Source organism: Microcystis sp. LE19-131.1A (assembly GCF_027532015.1).
Taxonomy (GTDB): Bacteria; Cyanobacteriota; Cyanobacteriia; order Cyanobacteriales; family Microcystaceae; genus Microcystis; species Microcystis ichthyoblabe_A.
In genome coordinates, this window is record NZ_JAPZSS010000243.1 from 1 (window position 1) to 20,438 (window position 20,438).

A 20,438-nucleotide genomic window follows, 5' to 3' on the forward strand; every position below is an offset into this window, starting at 1 on the left:
GGTCGAGGGAATCAACAATAAACTTAAACTAATAAAACGGAGAGGCTATGGCTTTAGAAACTTTCGGAATTTTTGGGTTAGAAGTATGTTATCTTGGCATCTTGTATGTTGATTTAGCATAAAGGGTAACGAAGAGCCCCATATATTACAATTAACATATCGCCAGCCAAATTTCTCAAGTATTGGATGTACCACAGCCCAGCCAATTTCTGAGTTCCAAAACCAAAGAGTTGTATTTGGCAAGGCCAACTTAGACCAAGCTTCCACATGAGGTTCATACCATTCAGGTAGGTCAAGATGATCTGATGTATCACCTTCAAATCCTAAAAGACCGTAGCCTCCGTCTGAGATTATTACTATAGGTTGTTCCCAAGAATCATAATGTTCAATGCTATTACCAAGACTCAGACTAACACTGCTGTTATTCCAAGCTGAAAAAGCTAGTTTCTCAGTAAGTTGGACAGTTTTGCCACGCCCAACAGTGCTTGTTGCTTTATTCTTCTTTATACTTGCCAGGCTAGGGGAAGGCTCAGGTATACCCATGGATTTTTTTATCGTCTTATAAACAGTATGAATATCAATACTCTATCCTGTTTTAGTATATTTGGCTACCCCATAAACCAATGACCTAGAAATTTAGCCTAAGACTAGCAAACTTTCTATCTCCTCGATCAAGTTTTCCCAGTCAACTTTATCAAAGTTTTTTTGTTTTAACAGAGTGATTGTTTCGTTCAGCCAGCCGACATAATCGGTTTGAATTAGCATAAAACCTCTGGATTTTATGAGTTTGAATTTCCCTAGAAAATAACCAATTATTTACAGCATTTCTCATAGAGATAAAGTATAACCTGATCGGACATCGTCTCAGATTTGACCGTCTCCTAACCCCACCAACAAACTTTTAAAGATAATTTTATCGCCAAACTTTTTTCTGTAAAATCTGACTAATTTCTTGGGGAAAAGGACAATCATCGGGAAGGTTAAAGGATTGATAATCTGGGTTATCTCGCAAGCTTTTTAAAGCCGTGGCATAGCAATCTAAAAATACTTGATCCCAGTAGGGTTTTAAACTAGGAGAATCCCTCAAAAGTTCTTCTAGTTCCCGTTGACTGCGCCTAATAGTTTCTTGCCAACCTCGATAATCCTCAACGTAATCAGTATAGCAAAGTTTGAGGCAGTGTTCTAAGATGGTGGTTAACCAGTTGCGGAGTTCACGTTTTTGACTTCTGCCCAAACTTTCTATCTCCTCGATCAAGTTTTCCCAGTCAACTTGATCAAAGTTTTTTTGTTTTAACAGCGTGATTGTTTCGTTTAGCCAGCCGACATAATCAGTTTGAATTAGCATAAAAACCTCTGGATTCTATCGGTTTTAATTTAAATCAAAAATAAGCAATTATTAACTACAATAAACTATCCATTAAAGTGAGAATTTCGGAGATATTTTCGCTACCAGAATTAGTTTTTAGATAGTTTTCTAAAAGTTCCTTGAGAGCAACCAGTTTCAGACTATTTTCCGCCAAAGTATTAGCGATCGCAGGAGCAGCCGGCAGATAACCCGTAGCACCTAAATCCATTAAAGCAGAACGACGCAGCTGTAATTCTTCCCCTTGCAAGGCCTTAATCAGAATATCGCCATAGTCGGGGTTAGTCGTGAGTTGATAGAGGGCGCGGGCAGCCGCATAACGCACTTTTTCGACGAAATGCTTTAAAAACGGTTCAATCAGGGGAATTGCTTCCGTCGCTTGCAGGGTTCCCAATGCCTCGATAATCGCCTCGTAGGGTTGGACTAAATGGGGTTTTCCCGCCACTAAAACAGCCCCTTCGATGCCACCCTCTAATAGTTTCTTTAAAGGTGCGATCGCGCTTCGATCCTTAAGCATTTCCAATGCCTGGGCAGCCGATTCGCGCACATAATAATCTTCACAGTCGAGACAGGCAATCAAAGCGGGAAGACAACTGAGATCATCTAATTTCCCTAAAGCACTGGCGGCATTGCGTCGCAGGGGATAACCGCCATCGGGAGTGCGATCGCTTTCGTCCTCTAAAGCGGCAATTAAGGCCGAAATCGCCTCCGGTTGACGAACACGAAATCTACCCAACCACCAAGCAGCATAATAACGCGCGCCTAGGTCTTCTCTTTGCTGGATATTAGCGATCGCTTGTTCAACGGTATAGGCCGGATTATCGACGGCAGCAGAGTAAGAATCGCTCATAGACAAGTGAAAATGGGTGTGGGGTGTAGGGTGTGGGGTGTGGGGTGTGGGGGGATGGGGGGATGGGGAGAATAAATAAAACCTGTCTCCTGTCTCGCGTCTCCTGACTCCTGACTCGGAGAATACTGATGACTGACTCAGTTTTTCATAGTTGCCGCACCCTTGCCAATACCAGAATAAATTAAACCCCGTTGAGCATCGAGACTAATGATCACCCCTTCGCGGATAATTTTCGTGGCATCTTTAACCCCGACAATCACAGGAATACCCAATTTTAAACCGATAGTAGCGGCGTGATTATTCATCGCGGTATCTTCGGTGATAATTCCGCCAGCTTTCCGCATCATATCCACATATTCGGCGCTGGTGGTGGGAACGACTAAAATCTCCCCACTACTAAAACTACCCACTTCTCGGGCATTATGGGCCACTCGCGCCCGGCCACTGGCCACACCCTGGCCGATACCCGTACCCTTGCCCAAAAGGGATTTTACCACTTCCACCTTAATTAAATCCGTGGAACCGGCCACCCCTTGCAGAGTTCCCGCCGTCATCACCACTAAATCACCATCCGCGAGGAGGTTATTTTCCTGGGCAAGATTCATCGCCACTTGAAAAGTTTGGCTAGTGGAGGGTAAATCGAGCAATAACATCGGTTTTACCCCCCAAACTAACTGTAACTGCTGTGCCACTTCCCGATGGGGGGTAACGGCTAAAATCGGGGTTTTGGGGCGAAATCGGGAGACATTACGGGCAGTAGAGCCGGTTTTTGTCAGGGTAATAATTGCCGCTGCCCCCAATTGTTCGGCAATTTGACTAACTGCCGAGGAAATAGCGTTAGGAATCGATTGTTTATTGTTAGAGCGAGCGGTACTGTTGATCTGTTCCCGTTCGATCCTTTCGGCAATGCGGGCCATCGTTGCCACCGCTTCGATGGGATAATGACCCACAGCCGTTTCATTGGAAAGCATGACCGCATCAGTGCCATCTAAAATCGCATTAGCCACGTCCGAAACCTCGGCACGGGTGGGACGAGGATTACTGGCCATACTGTCAAGCATTTGAGTGGCGGTGATAATCGGGATGCCTAGCTGATTAGCGGTGTTAATCAGGCGTTTTTGCAGGATTGGCACGTCTTCGGCTGGTAATTCTACTCCTAAATCCCCCCTAGCCACCATAACACCATCACAGAGGGATAAAATTGCCTCCATTTCCTCGATCGCTTCGTGTTTTTCAATTTTAGCGATCACGGGGATAGATTTCCCCGCACTGGCGATTAATTCTTTAATTTCGAGGATATCTTGGGGATTACGCACAAAACTAAGGGCGATCCAATCCACATCCCACAGCAGTCCGAACATTAAATCCTTTTTGTCCTTATCGGTTAAAGCTTTCACCGACAGATAGACGTTGGGAAAATTTACCCCTTTATTACTGGATAAGACACCCCCAACCACCACGCGACAGGAAAGATCACCTTTCAGACGATCCACTGATTCCACCCGCATTTCGACTTTACCATCATCGAGGAGAATTCTCGAACCTTCCGGGACTTCTTGGGCCAGCGAGGGATAGCTAATGGAACTGATTTCCTGATTACATTCCACATCCCTAGAAGTAAGGATAAAGGGTTCCCCCGGTTTTAGGGTAATCGACCCACAGGCAAATTTACCTAAACGAATTTTGGGTCCCTGCAGATCCTGAAGGATACCAATCGGTTGATTGAGTTCAAAGGCTAACTGACGGATCAAGTTAATGCTGTGACGATGGTAATCGTGATCGCCATGGGAAAAGTTTAATCTAAATGTCGTCGCCCCCGCCTTGATCATCTGACGTAATGTTTCCTTATTTTGCGAGGCTGGGCCAATCGTGGCCACAATTTTAGTGCGACGGGGGAAAGACAGAGAGTGCATAGATAAGCAACTAAATAGGCGAAGTAAATATAGCAGCGTTTGGGACGCTCCGATCATCTTCTCATAAATGGCTATATCCAGTGAAAAGTTAAAAGTAAAAAAAACGGTGAGATCTACAAATCCCACCGTTTTTTCAAGTCCGTCAACTTAGCTTAGAAGCGGAAAGTTGTCCGGATGACACCGACCAAAATGGAGTTACCATCGTTGTTAGCGTTGAAGACCGCATAGGCACCGGGGGTAATCAGGATGTTTTTGGTGACTGGGAACTTATACTGAGCTTCTACCATGTAAGCGGTGCTGCTTTCTTTATCGGAACGGGGTACTTGACCCCCACCGATGGACAGGGCTGCACCTTCGGCAAAGAGATCGAGGACAGAAAGATTCAGGTTCCAAGACCAGATACCAGTGTTATCGTCTCCGATCGCATCATTAACTCCCGTGGCCGAGGCATTAGCATAACCCCCCCATGCCCCTAGATTTAAGACTCCAGGGATAACCTGGGCGCTCGCTTGAAGACCGAAACGGTCGGCTACTGTAGCAACGTTACCGAAGGGACGCTCCGTCAGAGGGCTGCTGACGTTACCGAATAAACCAGAACTCATACTAGCCGCAGTTTGATAACTGCGAACATAGACGAAGTTAATATCGGCAAATTTGATGAAGGAGAAACCAACCTGAGCACCCGCACTGTAGGAACCGTTAAATAAACCGCTACCGGGGTTAGGATTGCTGGCTCCATCAGTCCCACCACTAGCTAGGTAGGTTCCTGTGACTTGGAAAACATCCCCTACATTAAATCTGACCGCCGCACCAACACCATCGGGACCGCGGAAGACGATGTTATTGTAGCGTTGACCGCGAGACAAAGCACCTGTACCGCTATCGGCGAGGAAGGGGTTAGTAGTGATGAAAACGTCATCTAGGTTTAACTCGTTAGCACCAACCCAAATGGTGATTTTACCGAAGGGAGTATCGATGGGAGCGCGGTAGAACAAGTCATCGATGGTGACATCGTTGTCCCGGCCATTATCGTATGCTAGACGGGTCATGTTGGTTCTCGTCGGACCACTTTGGTTAAAAGTGTTGTTAAAGTTACCCGCTTGTAAACGGGTTCTTAACAAATCTTTACCGGTGAAGCTGGTTTCAAAGTTGAGACGAACCCGATTATTAAATACTGTTTGGCTCTGATCTTGATTGGTGCCTCTAGTCACCGTACCGTCGGTATTTCTAAGGAGAGCCTGACCACCGAAGCTATCGGCGACACTGAAGATTACCTCACCTCTGAGTTTGGTGGTGGTAGAAAATTGATTATTTTCCAAGAAAGAAACGCGCTGTTCGAGGTTATCTACTCTCGCCCCTAAAGCCGCTAGTTCGCTTTCAAATTCTTGAACAAGACGTTTTAATTTATCGATGTCTTCTCTGAGTACACCCACACCATCTTGAATTAAACGTTCCATGACGTTCAAACAAGCGTTTAAACCGGCGGCAAATTCCCAACGAGTGGTAGCGCGATCACCACGGAAGGTACGGTCAGGATAACCAACGATACAACCGTAACGTTCCACAAGGCTTCTTAATGCCTCGTAGGCCCAAGCGGTGGGAGATACGTCCCGCAGTTGGTTAACGCTAGTCACCTGGGACATGGAACCTTGATAGACACTCGTATTAATCTGCTGACTATTTTGGGCACTCTGAATACGATCGAGTTGCTGCTGCGCAGCCGGATCAATTTTCAGTTGAGGTGTCCCCGACATAGTTTGAGCCACTGCGCTGCCAGCAGCTGCCACGGAAGCACCTAATACTAAAGGAGTTACCTTTGCTATATTCTTGAATAGTTTTGACATGGGTCAATCCTCACACCTTATTCTATGGATTGAATGGACTATGAATACAAACAGACTATATGTTTAGCCTGAATTATGATCATATTCTATGCTAATTCCCCCTTGGCTGGGTTAAGTTAATTTTATGATATGACAGAAAAATTTCTGTCTGAATCTTATTAAGATTAGGACTTAGGTACTTGACAAATTAACCATGATGTGCATCAAGGAAAATCCCTCCTTTCAGACTTGCGGCGATTAACTTCCCAAGGATAGCGATCGCTCAAAAGTGATCAAGAAATCACGTTAAAATGCCCGAAACCCATCTATCACATTTAGTCAATCCTGTCAATGGGTAACTTCTAAAGATTTTGTTAAAATCTCAGCCTTTTCAGTTATCAGTGATCAGTTATCAGTGATCAGATGTGAGTTTTCAGTTCACGAGGGACGAATCCAAGACCTAATTAGTTAAGCTAAAAGCTTTGATGTGCTTAGTTTCTAACCTTCTTTTTGGGTAGAAGAATTGTCAGATTCTGTCTTTTGCCTCTTGCCTGTTGCCTCTTGCCTTCAGTAGCTGATTACTGTTCACTGATCACTGATAAAATCTCCGCACTCCCCTAACAATAGTTGTGTGAACGAGGGTGGTTAATATATTGCTGGACTTTGGGGTTAGAATATAGCTCGATGCCTAGAGTTAAAAACAGCAGGATTGCTTCTGAAAGCTGAGGGCTAGAGATAAAGACTCGATTCTTAAATTTAAGCACCGAGAAGGGAGATAAAGATGGTCAATTTTGGGCTGAATTCGGCCAGTATCTTAGGAATTTTTCTGGCAGTGGCCGGAGCCGGGTTATACTTCCTGCGCTCGGTGCGGCCGGAACTTTCCCGCGATCATGATATATTTTTTGCCGCCGTTGGGTTATTGTGCGGTTTAATTCTACTTTTTCAAGGGTGGCGACTGGATCCAATTTTGCAATTCGGACAATTTCTGCTGACCGGGGCAGCGGTGTTTTTTGCCTTCGAGACGGTAAAATTAAGGGGTTTAACCACAGAACAGGCCCGCCGCGGCACGTCTTTTGTGGATGAACGTCCTGTGAGTCAGGAATATCGGGCCGAATTGGAACCCCTCGACACCTACGAACCAGAGGAACGTTACGAAGATAATCCCCGTTTACGCGGTTACGATGATCCCCGCTCTTCCCGCACTTCTAGTTATCAGGACGAGGAACCCCGCAGCACCCGCACCCGTCGGCCGGCCGATACCGGCAGTCGCAAAACCGCTAATCGTCGTCCCCGCAATAGTTCCCCCACTAGCGATCGAGATGTTTATGATCAGCGCCGTAGCGGTGATGATTGGGAAGAAACCAGTTCCCGTCCCCGTCGTCGTCCCGCTAGTGAAGAGACGAGCAGTAAACCGCCCCGCACTAGCCAAAAACGTCGTCCTCGCCCAATAATTGAGGATGATCCGCCATTTAAAGGGGAATACGTCGATTATCAACCGATCGATTCTAGCGATACCGGCGATCGAGAAGATTGGCAGAGACCGGATAATAGTGAACGGGAGTCGAGTAATGATCATCCGACTAGGTTTGATTATTAAGGAGTAGGTCCGATGACCAAAGCTCCCTTTTTCCTGTTTATCTGCTTGTTTTTAGGGGTTATAGGCGGTTGTAATCTCAATAACCCCGGTTTATCTACAGGAACCCTCAATAGTCGCTATAATGACGAAAAACCTGCCCTGAGTGGTGATGGTCGTTGGCTGGCTTTGCTGTCTAATCGTCGCGGTAGTAATCAGATACTGCTGTATGATTTGCAGACAAAACAATACCAGACCCTAGGGGGATTATATACGGGTCAAGAAATTACCGATAGCCCTAGTTTAAGCCAAACGGGGCGTTATCTGGCTTATGTGGTGATTATTGAGGGTCGTCCCGTCATCGCTTTATATGATCGCATTACCGATCGTTCTGAGTTATTGAGTCAAAATTATCGCGGTTGGTTGCGAAATCCCCGTCTTAGTCCCGATGGTCGTTATCTTGTCTTTGAGTCCGCTCGTCGGGGACAATGGGATGTGGAGGTTCTCGATCGCGGTCCGAATATCGAGTTAGATATTGCCGATGGCAGTCCCGTTGAAAGTCCCAAACCGTGAAACGTTATTTTTTTATTAGTCTTGTTGCTGTAATTAGTTTGTTAACTGGATGTGCGGGTTATCCGAGTTTACTGTCTTTTCCTTTCGATCGAGGGGGGAGAAGTTTAAATAGTGTTGCTAGTGAATTAACTCCCTATCTTGCCTCTCGCTATCTCGTTTTTGCTTCCGATCGCAATGGTTCCCAAGCTATCTATCTTTTTGATGCTATTGATCGCCGTTTACTGTCTTTACCCGGACTAAATTCTCTCGATCAGATCGCTTCTAGTCCTTCCATTAGTGAAGATGGTCGTTATATCGTTTTTACTGCCAGTCGTCAGGGAAAAACGGCTATTTATCTGTATGATCGACAAACTCAACAGAGAAGGGAAATTGCTCCCGATCTGCTCGCGGAAGTACGCAATCCGATCATCAGTGCCGATGGTTCTAAAGTGGCTTTTGAAGCGGCAAAAAATGGGCAATGGGATATTATGATTTACGATCTATCTGGACGGGTATTAGTCAATGAAAATCAGTGATTATTAGACCTCTTGTAAAAATCAAAAATTGTTGTTAGGGTTAGGAGTCAGTAGCCAGTAGTCAGTAGCCGGTCGTCAGGAGAATTAAGAATGAATAATAATCAATTAAATAGTCTATTGACAGATTTCATGCTATTTAATCCTTATTTTTGCCGTTTTTGAAACCTCAAAAATTATCCTAAACCCATAGCTTTTAGTCGATGTTCTAGAAATTGTTTTCCCTGTTTTTCGCCGTCAGCGATCAGACGCTGGATATTGGCAGGAGAGCGATCAAGTTTACTTTCATAGTTGAGACTATTGGCTAATTCCGCAGACATTTCGATCATCGGGATATGGTAATCTTGATCGGGATCTTCTGGGAAAGATTTAGGAATTTTAAATGGTTCTGTTAATCCGATCTCGCGCAAGTATTCCTCTTTAAATGCTCCTTTAAGAAATAATTGATTGATCAACTCAATCTGATCAAGACCTTGAAATAGGGAAACATTGCCTTCTAATTCATTGCGGCGATCAGCAATATCATCGGATTGCACGGGGATCTTGTCTCTAGAGGTGGGATTAATTTTAATTACCCAAATTTCATCGGGAATATTTTCGATTCCAACAAATTCACGGCGAATTAAAGAACGGATGGGGGGATTATCAGAAAATAGTCCATCCCAGTAGGCCATAGTTTCAATGGTGACAGCAGGAAAAATGTTAGGAACACAAGCAGAAGCTAGGATATGTTCAATTTTAACTGCTTCCTGGCGCGAGTTAAATTTACTTAACTTTCCTGTCAGGATATTACAGGCCCCAATTAATAAAACTGGGGGTTCTGGTTTAGCTCCCCAAGTGGCTAATTCCGAGAAATCAATATGCGCTCTTAGTAACTGATCAAAGTTGGTAAAGCGACTGCGTAAACCGTAGGTAGCTATAGAAAATAAGGTTTTAGTAATCGGAGAGGAAGGACTGAGATTATACTGGGGAATTAATCCTTTGCTGGCCAATTCTAGAGCTTTAATAGCTGAGTCATTAAATAGTTGTTCTTGGGGAGTTCGAGCGCTATTATCTTCCCAAAAATCAATCATTCTTTTCCAAACGACGCTATCACCTTTTTTGAGAGCATACCAGGTGAAAAAGGCACAGATAGCACCGCCAGAAGTACCACTGAGACTGACAATATTAAAGTAATCTTGCACTTTATTGTCAAATAATGCTTTTAATGCACCGGCAGTAAAAGCAGTTTGACTGCCGCCTCCCTGACAAGCGATCGCGATTTTGGCTTTCATAAATATCCTTTGAATGGCTTCTATCTAAGCCCTAGGCTTTTAATTTAAGGTTAATTGATAAACTTAAAATCGGATGCAAAAATATAGAAATTTTTCTGATTTTCAGAAGAGCTGCTCGGGAGATTTTGCTATCACTTCTAGAAAAGGATAGGGTTTCAAGGGAATTGTCTAGGCAATTAGCTGAAGCCATCAGCCTGCGGCTATATTCAAGCGATAATAACTAGAAAAATGGAAAAACTGATAACTGATAACTGATAACTGATAGATTAAATTACCGTGCCGTCGGGAATAGTGGCATTTTTGAAAATAACCACGATGCCGCTGCGAACATAGAAACCTAAATCTTCGCGATTAGCTTCTTCCACACGATCTTTGTTAACAATTAAAACATTGGAACCAATGCGAGCATTTTTGTCCACAATTGCCCGACGAATAGTGGAACCGGGACCGATACCCACGGGAATTTTGGCATTTCCGATCAGACTTTCCCGTTCGGGGAAAGACTCATAAAAGTCGGCTCCCATCAGCATTGTATCCTCGATCGTGCAGTCTTTGCCGACTCGACTACGAATACCTAAAATCGAGTGATGGATGCGAGATTCTTTGAGAATACAACCTTCAGAAATCATCGATTCTGTCACCGTACAATTGAGCATTTTTGTGGGTGGCAGATAGCGAGAACGGGTATAGATGGGGGCTTTTTCGTCGTAGAAACTAAAGGCGGGATTTGGTTGTTGAGTCAGGGCGAGATTAGACTCATAAAAGGCCTCAATCGTCCCGATATCTTCCCAGTAACCCTTAAATAAATAAGCCTGAAGATTGTAGTCTTTAGCCGCCGAGGGAATAATTTCCTTGCCGAAATCGGTCTGTTCTTTATTGGCATCGAGCAGATCGATTAAAACATTCTTTTTAAAGACATAAATTCCCATGGAAGCGATGTAGGGACTTTGACGAGCTTGGTCGGGACTTAAGCCTAAAATCGTCGTATCTACCCGCATTCTTTCCAATTCTGGCCCTTTGGGTTTCTCATAAAAATCAACAATTCGCCCCGAATCATTGATTTTCATCACCCCAAAAGCGGAGGCGCGACGTTCATCGATGGGAACCACCGATAAAGTGATATCGGCGTTGGTTTCCCGATGGCGTTCGATGAACTTACCGTAGTCCATGCGATAGAGATGATCTCCGGAGAGAATTAGATATTCATCGATATCCCAATCCTTCATCGTCCAGATATATTGTCGTACTGCGTCGGCCGTGCCTTGGAACCATTGAGGATTCTCCATGGTTTGTTGAGCCGCCAAAACTTCCACGAAACCATCGCTAAAACCCGTAAAATTATAGGTACGATTGAGGTGACGATTGAGGGAAGCGGAATTAAATTGCGTCAACACATAGATTTTGTCAATCTGGGAGTTAATACAATTGCTGACGGGAATATCGATTAAGCGATATTTTCCCGCTAGGGGGACGGCAGGTTTTGCCCGCAGTTTCGTTAACGGATAAAGGCGAGTTCCGGCCCCGCCACCCAAAATAATAGCTAATACTTTTTTCACGCGCGTAACCCTCGCGATTGGCTGTTTCCTTCTCAAAGTAAGTGTAGGATGATAGCGCACCTTATTGATAGAGGGGAAACAAAAATCTAGATATAAAAGTCATCAAGAGGGAATTGATCGGAGTCTTTGCGGATAAATTCGCTAAAATCATGAATTTTTGGGCTAAATCATTAATATTCACCTTTTTTCTCCCTTTATCTTACCTAATGCCCGCCACGGTGACTGGCGATCGCTGTTCTTGGTTAGCCCAAGGTTCCGATGTACAGACTTTCGGTAAACAAGGTCAAAGTGGGAAAGCTGGCAAGATCGGCGGCCAAGGCAAAAATAGTGACAGTTTAACCCTTTTTCTCGATGGTTCTCCCCTAAAACTCGATATTTCAGGACAAAAAGGGGTCGATGGTGAAAATGGCGGCAATGGCAGCGATGGCAACTGTAGCGGTCAACCTAGCAACGTCACCAGAAATCTTCAGGCGGCCGGTGGTGGCAACGGTGGCAATGGGGGTAATGGTGGTGATGGGGGCAATGGCGGCGCTTTAACCCTCTATGCCACTAATTTAGATTTTTTAAGACAAGTAACGGTCAATGCTGCCGGAGGCGCTGGGGGTTTTGGGGGTCAGGGAGGCCAAGGGGGCAAGGGTTGTCGCTGTTCCCAACCTTTCTGGACAATTCAAACCTGCAGCGGTAGGCCGGGGGATGCCAACTATAGCTGTACCACCAGAGAATTTAGCTGTCAGGATGGTCTCGATGGGGCGACGGGTAATAGTGGTCGTAACGGTCGCGAGGGACGTTTAGGACAGTTAACTTTAATTCAAATCGATCGCCCTTTAACTGCCGATCAACCGAGCGCAACTGTTCCCCTGTCGGAGTTAAAAGAACGGGGTTATATTCTCTCTAAAAATAGTTGGGAAACTCGCACTGGCGCAATGTCTTTATTTTCTCCCGGTTCCCTGATCGATGATCAATATCGGATTTTATTAGATCGAGTGGAACGTTCTTTTATTTTAATTTGGAATGCCCCCCAAGAGTTTAACCGGTTTGCTAATCAGCGTTTTACTTTAACCCTCGATGATCAAAAGGAAATGAAGGTAACTGTCCCCAGTGACCTCTGGATTGAGGGAACCACTCAAAAACGCAATAATGTTACGGAATTTGTCGTTTATAATGCTGTTTTTGAACGAGATGTCACCCAATTAGAAGCAAAAGGTATTGCAGGAAATGGTACTAATTTAAGGCTTTTTCTTGAAGATAAAGCTTCCCAATCAAATTTAATCGGCACTAAATTTAAAGTGCGTTATCGCGTCACTCGTTGGCAAGCAGACGACCTGCAAACCAGTCCCAGAACTGATTTTGTCACTCGCTATGAAGGAGATATGCCTGCTAATTTAATCCGACAGGAGGGCAATCAATTTATTCTGGATATCGGTCAATTACCCTTACCTGTGGAATCCTTGCGATCGGGTACGGGGGTAGAAATCGAGTTACTTGCTACTCGTTCTTTTGCCGGTTATTCCAAAGAACAAAAAATCGTCATCCGCGACACGATTAAAGGGGCAAATATGCAACGGAGATAAGTCAAAAAAGTTCCCTTCTCCTTTCTCCGGTGCAATGTTAAGTAGGTAGGCGTTAAAAATTATCAACTTACCTCGTCTATATTTCACATTTATTCAGCAAACCCTATCTAACTACCTCTTGCCTCTTGCCTATCCTAACCAAGAAATTAATTTTGCCCTATTACTTATCAGTTCCCATCTGTTGCGTCTAAGCTTTCTATTCCTGTTTAGATTTATGTAGGGGATCCATATAAATCTCTAAGCGCTTAAATACCACAGAGGAAAGGGTAGTTAAAACCAAATAAACTACAGCAACAGCGATATAAATCTCGAAAGCTTTATAGGTAGTGGCTACCATTAATTGACCTTGCCGGAATAATTCTTCAAAACCGATTACTGCCGCTAAACTGGTATCTTTAATTAGGGTGATAAATTCATTCCCCAAGGGCGGCAACATCCGGCGAAAAGCTTGGGGAAAAATCACCTCGTGCATGGTTTGCACTGGGGACATCCCTAAACTAGAACAAGCTTCCCATTGACCATTATCGATCGATTGAATACCGCCGCGCATAATTTCAGCTAAATAGGCCGCCACATTTAAACTTAGGGCAAATAAGGCCGCCGGTAAACGATCTAAGTCGATATTTAAGCCAATTTCTCGGAACAACCCGGGCAAACCAAAATAGATCAAGAATAATTGCACCAGCATGGGTGTTCCCCGAAAGAAATCCACATAGATGCGGCAAATTATTTTTAACCATTTGTAGGGAGAAATCAGGGCAATAGCCACTAAAGTTCCGCCGATTAACCCGAACAGAAAAGACAGAACTGTTAACAGAATTGTCCAGGGAACCCCTTTCACAATCAGGTTATAGAATAATTCTCCCCAGTTAAACCTCGATTCCTGTAAATTCTTTAAAGCTGGGGCAACTAAGGGTAATTCTGGCGGTTTTTCTCCAAACCATTGCCTAAAAATAACATCGTACTGACCACTTTCTATAACTCGACCGAGAGCATCATTAATTAACTGGAGATAGGGGGAATTTTTGGGTAAAGCAATCCCGTAGAATTCCTCCGTTAATAATTCTCCGACCACCTTTACTCCCCTTAAACCCGCTTGTTTAATGGCATACAAAGTCACGGGTTTATCGTTAACTACCGCCTCAACTCGACCATTAATTAATTCCTGCAAAGCTAAAGCGGCCGAGTCAAATTGACTAACTGTTGCCCCCGGTATTTTTGTCGCTTCTAAGGCTCCTGTTGTGCCAATTTGGACGGCAATTCTTTTGCCTTTTAAGTCTTCAAAATTTTTAATCGTCTTATTATCTTCCCGAACAGCGATCGCTAAACCAGCCTTAAAATAAGGTCGAGAAAAAGAAATCGCTTGGGCCCGTTCGGCGGTGATGGTCATGCCACTAATAGCGGCTTCCACTGTTCTTGCTTGTAGAGCCGGAATAATACCATCAAAGGGTAAATTTCTAAAGTCAATGTTGAGATCGGCTTCCTTGCCAATTGCCCGCATTAAATCGATATCAAACCCGGTTAATTGTCCCCCTTGTTGAAATTCAAAGGGCGGAAAAGTCGCTTCTGTGGCGACTCGAAAAGGATTAGGAGGAGTCTGAGAAAAAGCGGGAATAACAGTTAATCCGATCGCCAAAACTAATCCTAACAAGGCAAAGATGACTCTCTGCACCGCCCGCCCTCGCCAAAATTTAATCATTTTTTAATTGTTTCTCCTTGATTTTTTTACTCAATTAAGTTAAGGATTTCATCCTACTCCTCATCTAAGACAGATGTAGAGAGACTATTTGAGTATTATGATTATTCCCTTTGATAAAATGTCGTCAAGGATACAATTTAGCAGAAACTAATCTGGATACTTTTATACAGAATCTAAAATTTTTTACGAGAGGACATCATGACCACTACCACCCCTGTGATTGTTAGTGAAGGTTTACGCAAAAGTTACGGCTCTTTAGAGGTACTTAAAGGAGTTACAGGCACTCTTTATCAAGGGGACGTGGTATCGGTAATCGGTCCCTCTGGCTGCGGCAAAAGTACCTTTTTACGCTGTCTCAATCGTTTGGAAACAATTAACGGCGGCCGCTTGGAGGTGATGGGAATTGACATCTCTTCCCCGAAGTTAAATCAATCAGTCCTCCGCAAGTTACGCAGCCGGGTAAGTATGGTGTTTCAACACTTTAATCTTTTTCCCCATCTCACCGTTTTACAAAACTTGATGTTGGCCCCCAAGCAAGTGTTACACCACTCGGAAAATGAGGCTAAGGATACGGCAATTCATTATCTGGAAAAGGTGGGATTAGCACCAAAAGCCGATGTTTATCCCGACCAATTATCGGGAGGACAAAAACAACGGGTGGCGATCGCTCGCAGTCTCTGCATGAAACCAGAGGTGATTTTATTTGATGAACCCACTTCGGCCTTGGATCCGGAATTAGTCGGGGAAGTGTTAAACGTTATGCGTCAATTGGCCAATGACGGTATGACTATGGTAGTCGTCACCCACGAAATGCAGTTCGCTAAGGAAGTCTCTAACAAGGTTTTGTTCTTTAATCAAGGTGTGATCGAAGAAGCAGGCGATCCCGACACCTTTTTTAATAATCCCCACAGCGAGCGCCTACAAGCTTTTTTAAGTCGCATCAATAGTAATTAGGGTTGGCTGAAAAAGTTTGTCGGTGGGGTCATAGAATAACCGATTACACCACTTTTTAGCGAAATCTCCTTGGTCAGCTGTGAACGTGAATGTCGCTTGCAAGTGATGAACCAATGCCGCCAGACGCAAATACCCCGAGGATTTTCGCTGATTGTCGATGACTGAGGACATCGAAAAAGCCGCAATCTGAGGGCTGGAGTTGGGAGGCAGTACTTGGGAGAAATTGGCAAAACAGACAGTAGAGTTGGCTGTATAGTGATCGCTAACCTGATGATCACCGATGATGTCATTAGTCTCTATAGTCAGCGATTCCCTCTGTAGCGATGTTTTTGATGGTTTTCTGCTGCGAAACAAGCTATAATGGTCGAAGAGTCAAATTTGAAAAATTTTGCTTCCAACCCTATCGGCGTAAGCATTTCAGGAGTTGGCACCCAGTAGTACATTAGCTTTGAATTGCTTTAACTGAGTCTCTGTAAGACTTTCGGCTATAGCTAGTACATTCATAGGGGGAAAGTTTAGTTATGTTCTACTTGGAACACAATCAAATTAAATCAACCCTTGCAATTTCATATTGAAGCGACAATGAAAGCAATAACCTCAATTCTTGACACCAGAGCCGAGCAAACCCCCAATCAGTTAGCCTACATCTTTCTTAAGGATGGCCAAAATCAAGAATCATCCATTGACTACAAAACCTTAGAACAAGAATCAAAGGCGATCGCTGATAGCTTACTTTCTCTTTGCCGCCAAGGTGATCGCGCTTTATTACTTTATCCCCAAGGTTTAGAATTTATTACAGCTTTTTTGGGGTGTCTATATGCTGGGATTGTTGCGGTTCCCGCTTACCCACCAAAGCGTAATCAAAAAATGTCTCGATTACTAGCAATTATTGAAGATTCTCGCCCTCAAATTATTCTGACAACCAGTTCACTTTTAGAGAAAATTAAGTCAACACTTGAATCTTTTTTAGACTTATCAGTAACCAGACTTTTGGTGACAGACAATGTGAATAATAACCAAGACTTTAAATTGCATCTTCCCAGGATTAGCGGTGATACCCTAGCATTTCTTCAATACACATCAGGTTCAACTGGTGCGCCGAAAGGAGTCATGATTTCCCATGACAACGTTGCCCATAATTCTGCTTACATTCAAAAAGCATTTCAACTGACAGGAAAAAGTGTTTCTATGACCTGGTTGCCCAGTTTCCATGACATGGGTTTAATTGATGGTATTATTCAACCGCTTTATACAGGTTTTTTAGGTGTTGTTATGTCGCCTGAATCTTTTTTAAAAAATCCAATTCTTTGGTTGGAAGCAATTACTAAATATCAAGCTACTCATAGCGGCGGTCCAAATTTAGGCTATGAATTATGTGTGCAGAGAATTACGTCTGAACAACAAGAAATGCTTGATCTCAGTAGTTGGATCAGTGCCTACAATGGAGCCGAGCCAATACGACGAAAAACGATGGAAAACTTTATTAACAAGTTTCAATCTTCTGGGTTTCAATCTCGATATTTTTATCCCTGTTACGGCATGGCAGAAGCCACACTAATGATTTCTGGAGGTAATATCGAAGATGAGCCAGTTTACTTAAATGTTCAATCAGAATCCTTAGAGAATAATCAGGTAGTAGAAGCGGAGAAAGACAGTAAAAATTATCAGGAACTTGTCGGTTGCGGCCATGTCTGGGAAAATATGGCAGTAAAAATTGTCGATCCTGAAAGTTGTTTAGAATGTGATGAAAATCAAGTGGGAGAAATTTGGGTTTCGGGTTCTAGTGTTGCCCAAGGATATTGGCAACAAGAAGAAAAAACGATCACAAATTTTCAGGCTAAATTAGCTGATGGGGATCAAGGAAATTTTCTCCGAACAGGCGATTTAGGTTTTAGGCGAGAAGGAGAACTATTTATCACGGGAAGAATCAAAGATGTCATCATTATTTGGGGACGAAATCATTACCCCCAAGACATTGAATATTCTGTACAACAAAGTCATCAGGCTCTGCGTTTAGATTCTGGGGCAGCTTTTACAATAGAAGTAGATAATCAAGACAAATTGGTGATTGTTCAGGAAGTAGAGCGTACCTATTTAAGCAAGTTAAATGTCAATGAAGTTTTCTCGGCTATTCGTGAAGCCGTTGCTCTCCATCATGCCTTACAGGTTTATGCGATCGCATTAATTAAACCCGCAAGTATTCTCAAAACCTCTAGCGGTAAAATTCAACGCCAGGCTTGTCGTCATGCTTTTCTGACAAACAGGCTGGCGATTGTTGCACAATGGCAACAAAATAAGTTATCATGACAGGTATTTGTTTTTCTTTGCAAATGTTTTGGTGGTAACTTGTTGTTATGAGTCGAGAAAAAATTGAACAGTGGCTAACAGATAGGCTGGCAAGTCTTCTAGGTGTAGATAGGGAAGACATTGATTTAGAAAAATCTATTTTCACCTATGGCCTAGATTCTTCCGTTGCCTTGAGTCTTACTGGCGAGTTAGAAGCAATGCTTGGTTTAGATCTAGACTCAACGTTATTCTGGGAATATTCCAAAATTAGTGAATTATCTGAATATTTAGTAGATGAATTGGCTAAAAAATAGGGGTTACTTTAATCATGAATAGGAACAAAGTTTTATTTAATCCTTTTGATGCAGAATTTCAGGCTAATCCCTATCCTGTGTTTGCTCAGCTTCGTCAAGAAGATCCTATCCACAAAAGTATTTTTGGAACATGGATTATTACTCGTTATGCCGATGCCCTTACTATTTTAAATGATAAGCGATTCCAAGTAGATAATTTTCCTGAACGCCTTCAGCTAAAAAGTGCCTATCTCAAAGAAGATAATCTAGACATTCTTGCACAAACTACTGATAAATGGTTGTTTTTTTTGGAACCACCCGATCATACTCGAATTAAAAACGCACTAATTTCATCCTTTTCTAGAGCCTCGCTCAATGCTATGCGTCCTAAAATTCAGGCAATTGTTGACGATTTACTGGATAGATTTGCCCCAAGGGGAGAGATGGAAATCATAGCAGATTTTGCGACCCCTCTTCCCGCTTTTGCGATTACTAAAATATTAGGTTTACCGATTGAAGATTATCAACAATTAATTCGATGGTCTGCTAAGACCGTTTTCATTTTTGATCAACCAGTATCTTTGGAAGAATATAAAGAGCAAAATCAAATTCTCATTGAACATAGAGCCTATTTTGCTCAAAAAGTAGCTGAATATAAAAGACAACCAAACGACGGTTTGATCAGCCAGTTAGCTAATTATAAAGATAATATCAATGCCCTAACAGAAGATGAAATAATTAGCACTTCTATTCTGTTAATTGCCACATCCCAGGAATCAATGAAAGGACTACTGAGTAATGGTCTTTTAGCCCTTTTAAAACACCCACAAAGTTTAGAATATGTAAGACAAAATCCTGGTAATATTGAAAATATTGTCGAAGAATTGCTACGTTATGATAGTCCTATTCAGTATGTCTCTCGTCGAGCAGTAGAAGACGTTGAGGTTTCAGGAAAAATTATTCATCGTGGGGAGTATGTCGTTATCTATCTCGGTGCAGTAAACCATGACCCTGAATACTTTTCTAATCCCCAACAACTGGATTTCAGTCGTCGCAAACCTAATTTGGGTTTTGGCGGTGGCCTTCACTATTGCATAGGAATGTTTTTAGCCAGGCTTCAAGTGCAAATCGCCCTAAATGCCATAGTGCAACGTTTGCCAGATATTTGCCTCAATACAGATAAATTAGACTGGTGCGAAAGCAAGATTTCAAGAAGATTAAAAACTCTTCCTGTCAAATTTACTCCTCTTGCTTAATCTCAAGGTCAATTTTAAAAAAGTGATCGCTATTCTCATAAATAACAGAATAGCAATCGCATTTTGGTTGATTTAGCTCAACAAGGGACCTGCGTAGGAATAATATCCCAGCCAGACACTCGCTCTGTAGAAGAATCAGACCAGCCATAAATGGTACATTATCAAAGCGCAAGTCCCCAACTTAAGGATAATGACTAAGCCGTGTAAATCTTCCAGATAGCACGATTATAGTAGTTAGCGTCGGCCCCAACCACGTTAGGACTTGCAAAACCACTAGAAGCTAACCAACCCCCTTCGGCTCCTCGATTGCCCCCGATGGGATTACCATCAGAGAACAAATAACGCTTAGTTTCTAGGTTTTCAATGAGAAAACCACCATTGGTGGGAATAATCTTCCAGAGAGCCCGATTATAGTAATTAGCATCGGCCCCTACTACTTTAGGACTTGCAAAACCACTAGAAGCTAACCAACCCCCTTCGGCTCCTCGGTTTCCTGTAATTGCAGACCCATCGGAAAATAGGTAACGTTTTGTTTCTAGGTTTTCAATCAGGAAATATTCACCAGAGGGAATAATCTTCCAATAAGCCCGATTATAGTAGTTAGCATCAGCCCCAACCACGTTAGGACTTGCAAAACCACTAGAAGCTAACCAACCCCCTTCGGCTCCTCGATCACCCTTGATGGGATTACCATCAGAGAACAGATAACGCTTGGTTTCTAGGTTTTCAATGAAAACTGTCTTATTAGTCAGATCTTTGAGTGCCGCATTAGCAGGAGTGACTACGGGTTTATAAGTTCCGCTAATACCATCAATTCGCAGACCAGTGGGCCCACCGATACTATGCAGTTTAAACTCCAGGGTGTTAGTTCCGACGACAAATCCCGTCGAAATTGAAAAACGACTAATCTTTGTCCACCAAGAGCTTAAAGCAACAGGTTTA

Annotated in this window: 18 protein-coding genes and 1 pseudogene; 10 read left to right on the plus strand and 9 right to left on the minus strand. The window is 43.2% G+C overall.

Annotated features, from left to right (window positions below):
• Positions 1-112, plus strand: a 112-nt coding sequence (locus O9323_RS17795) for a transposase (RefSeq protein WP_071784045.1), incomplete at its 5' end; no start/stop codon positions are given.
• 524 nt (positions 113-636) lie between these two features.
• Here the strand turns inward: O9323_RS17795 and O9323_RS17800 are convergent.
• The 5 genes from O9323_RS17800 to O9323_RS17820 all read right to left on the minus strand — a co-directional run bounded on the left by O9323_RS17800 (position 637) and on the right by O9323_RS17820 (position 5,970).
• On the minus strand, positions 637-765 hold the full coding sequence (locus O9323_RS17800) for a DUF29 family protein (RefSeq protein ID WP_396688625.1): 129 nt from the start codon (positions 763-765) through the stop codon (positions 637-639).
• Between the two features lie 148 nt (positions 766-913).
• Positions 914-1,345: a DUF29 domain-containing protein gene (locus tag O9323_RS17805; RefSeq protein WP_004158457.1), complete on the minus strand. Its 432-nt coding sequence runs from the start codon at positions 1,343-1,345 to the stop codon at positions 914-916.
• Positions 1,346-1,400: 55 nt separating this feature from the next.
• Positions 1,401-2,213 (minus strand): C-phycocyanin alpha-cysteine-84 phycocyanobilin lyase subunit CpcE, encoded by an 813-nt coding sequence (gene cpcE, locus O9323_RS17810; RefSeq protein ID WP_288125500.1) that lies wholly within the window; start codon positions 2,211-2,213, stop codon positions 1,401-1,403.
• Positions 2,214-2,350: 137 nt separating this feature from the next.
• Positions 2,351-4,126: a pyruvate kinase gene (gene pyk, locus O9323_RS17815; protein WP_002733833.1), complete on the minus strand. Its 1,776-nt coding sequence runs from the start codon at positions 4,124-4,126 to the stop codon at positions 2,351-2,353.
• 152 nt (positions 4,127-4,278) lie between these two features.
• Complete coding sequence (locus O9323_RS17820; protein WP_149108115.1) at positions 4,279-5,970, minus strand: iron uptake porin; 1,692 nt, start codon at positions 5,968-5,970, stop codon at positions 4,279-4,281.
• Positions 5,971-6,730: 760 nt separating this feature from the next.
• Between O9323_RS17820 and O9323_RS17825 the strand changes: the two genes are divergently transcribed.
• From O9323_RS17825 to O9323_RS17835, 3 genes are read left to right on the plus strand one after another with little or no spacing between them, the layout of a single operon-like run.
• Entirely contained in the window at positions 6,731-7,546 is an 816-nt protein-coding gene (locus O9323_RS17825; protein ID WP_002733354.1) for a Ycf66 family protein, read from the plus strand.
• A 12-nt stretch (positions 7,547-7,558) separates the two neighbouring features.
• Positions 7,559-8,095, plus strand: a complete 537-nt coding sequence (locus O9323_RS17830) for a TolB family protein (protein WP_002732502.1) — start codon at positions 7,559-7,561, stop codon at positions 8,093-8,095.
• A complete protein-coding gene (locus O9323_RS17835) occupies positions 8,092-8,610 on the plus strand; it encodes a TolB family protein (protein WP_288125501.1) in 519 nt (172 codons plus the stop codon). Before O9323_RS17830 ends, O9323_RS17835 begins: the two co-directional genes overlap by 4 nt.
• A 173-nt stretch (positions 8,611-8,783) precedes the next feature.
• On the opposite strand, the gene O9323_RS17840 is transcribed toward O9323_RS17835, so the two are convergent.
• Positions 8,784-9,881 carry a patatin-like phospholipase family protein gene (locus O9323_RS17840; RefSeq protein WP_002774842.1) on the minus strand — a complete coding sequence of 366 codons (1,098 nt, stop codon included), beginning with the start codon at positions 9,879-9,881 and terminating at the stop codon, positions 8,784-8,786.
• A gap of 266 nt (positions 9,882-10,147) precedes the next feature.
• A complete protein-coding gene (locus tag O9323_RS17845) occupies positions 10,148-11,437 on the minus strand; it encodes a glucose-1-phosphate adenylyltransferase (protein WP_288125502.1) in 1,290 nt (429 codons plus the stop codon).
• A 206-nt stretch (positions 11,438-11,643) separates the two neighbouring features.
• On the opposite strand from O9323_RS17845, the gene O9323_RS17850 reads away from it, so the two are divergent.
• The gene (locus O9323_RS17850) at positions 11,644-13,008 is read left to right on the plus strand and encodes a collagen-like protein (RefSeq protein ID WP_288125507.1); all 1,365 of its coding nucleotides are present in this window, start codon (positions 11,644-11,646) and stop codon (positions 13,006-13,008) included.
• A 196-nt stretch (positions 13,009-13,204) separates the two neighbouring features.
• Here the strand turns inward: O9323_RS17850 and O9323_RS17855 are convergent, their stop codons facing one another.
• Positions 13,205-14,707 carry an ABC transporter permease subunit gene (locus O9323_RS17855; protein ID WP_288125503.1) on the minus strand — a complete coding sequence of 501 codons (1,503 nt, stop codon included), beginning with the start codon at positions 14,705-14,707 and terminating at the stop codon, positions 13,205-13,207.
• A 198-nt stretch (positions 14,708-14,905) separates the two neighbouring features.
• Here O9323_RS17855 and O9323_RS17860 point away from each other — a divergent pair, with 198 nt between their 5' ends.
• From O9323_RS17860 to O9323_RS17880, 5 genes and pseudogenes are all read left to right on the plus strand, one after another.
• Positions 14,906-15,661: an amino acid ABC transporter ATP-binding protein gene (locus O9323_RS17860; RefSeq protein ID WP_185239601.1), complete on the plus strand. Its 756-nt coding sequence runs from the start codon at positions 14,906-14,908 to the stop codon at positions 15,659-15,661.
• Between the two features lie 37 nt (positions 15,662-15,698).
• Positions 15,699-15,907: pseudogene (locus O9323_RS17865) on the plus strand (transposase); the annotation flags it as partial.
• A gap of 336 nt (positions 15,908-16,243) precedes the next feature.
• Complete coding sequence (locus O9323_RS17870; RefSeq protein ID WP_051582503.1) at positions 16,244-17,968, plus strand: fatty acyl-AMP ligase; 1,725 nt, start codon at positions 16,244-16,246, stop codon at positions 17,966-17,968.
• 47 nt (positions 17,969-18,015) lie between these two features.
• Complete coding sequence (locus O9323_RS17875) at positions 18,016-18,261, plus strand: acyl carrier protein (protein WP_288125504.1); 246 nt, start codon at positions 18,016-18,018, stop codon at positions 18,259-18,261.
• 14 nt (positions 18,262-18,275) lie between these two features.
• On the plus strand, positions 18,276-19,496 hold the full coding sequence (locus O9323_RS17880; protein WP_288125505.1) for a cytochrome P450: 1,221 nt from the start codon (positions 18,276-18,278) through the stop codon (positions 19,494-19,496).
• A 194-nt stretch (positions 19,497-19,690) separates the two neighbouring features.
• Here the strand turns inward: O9323_RS17880 and O9323_RS17885 are convergent.
• Positions 19,691-20,438 (minus strand): ricin-type beta-trefoil lectin domain protein (locus O9323_RS17885; RefSeq protein ID WP_288125506.1); only part of this gene is annotated, 748 nt, incomplete at its 5' end.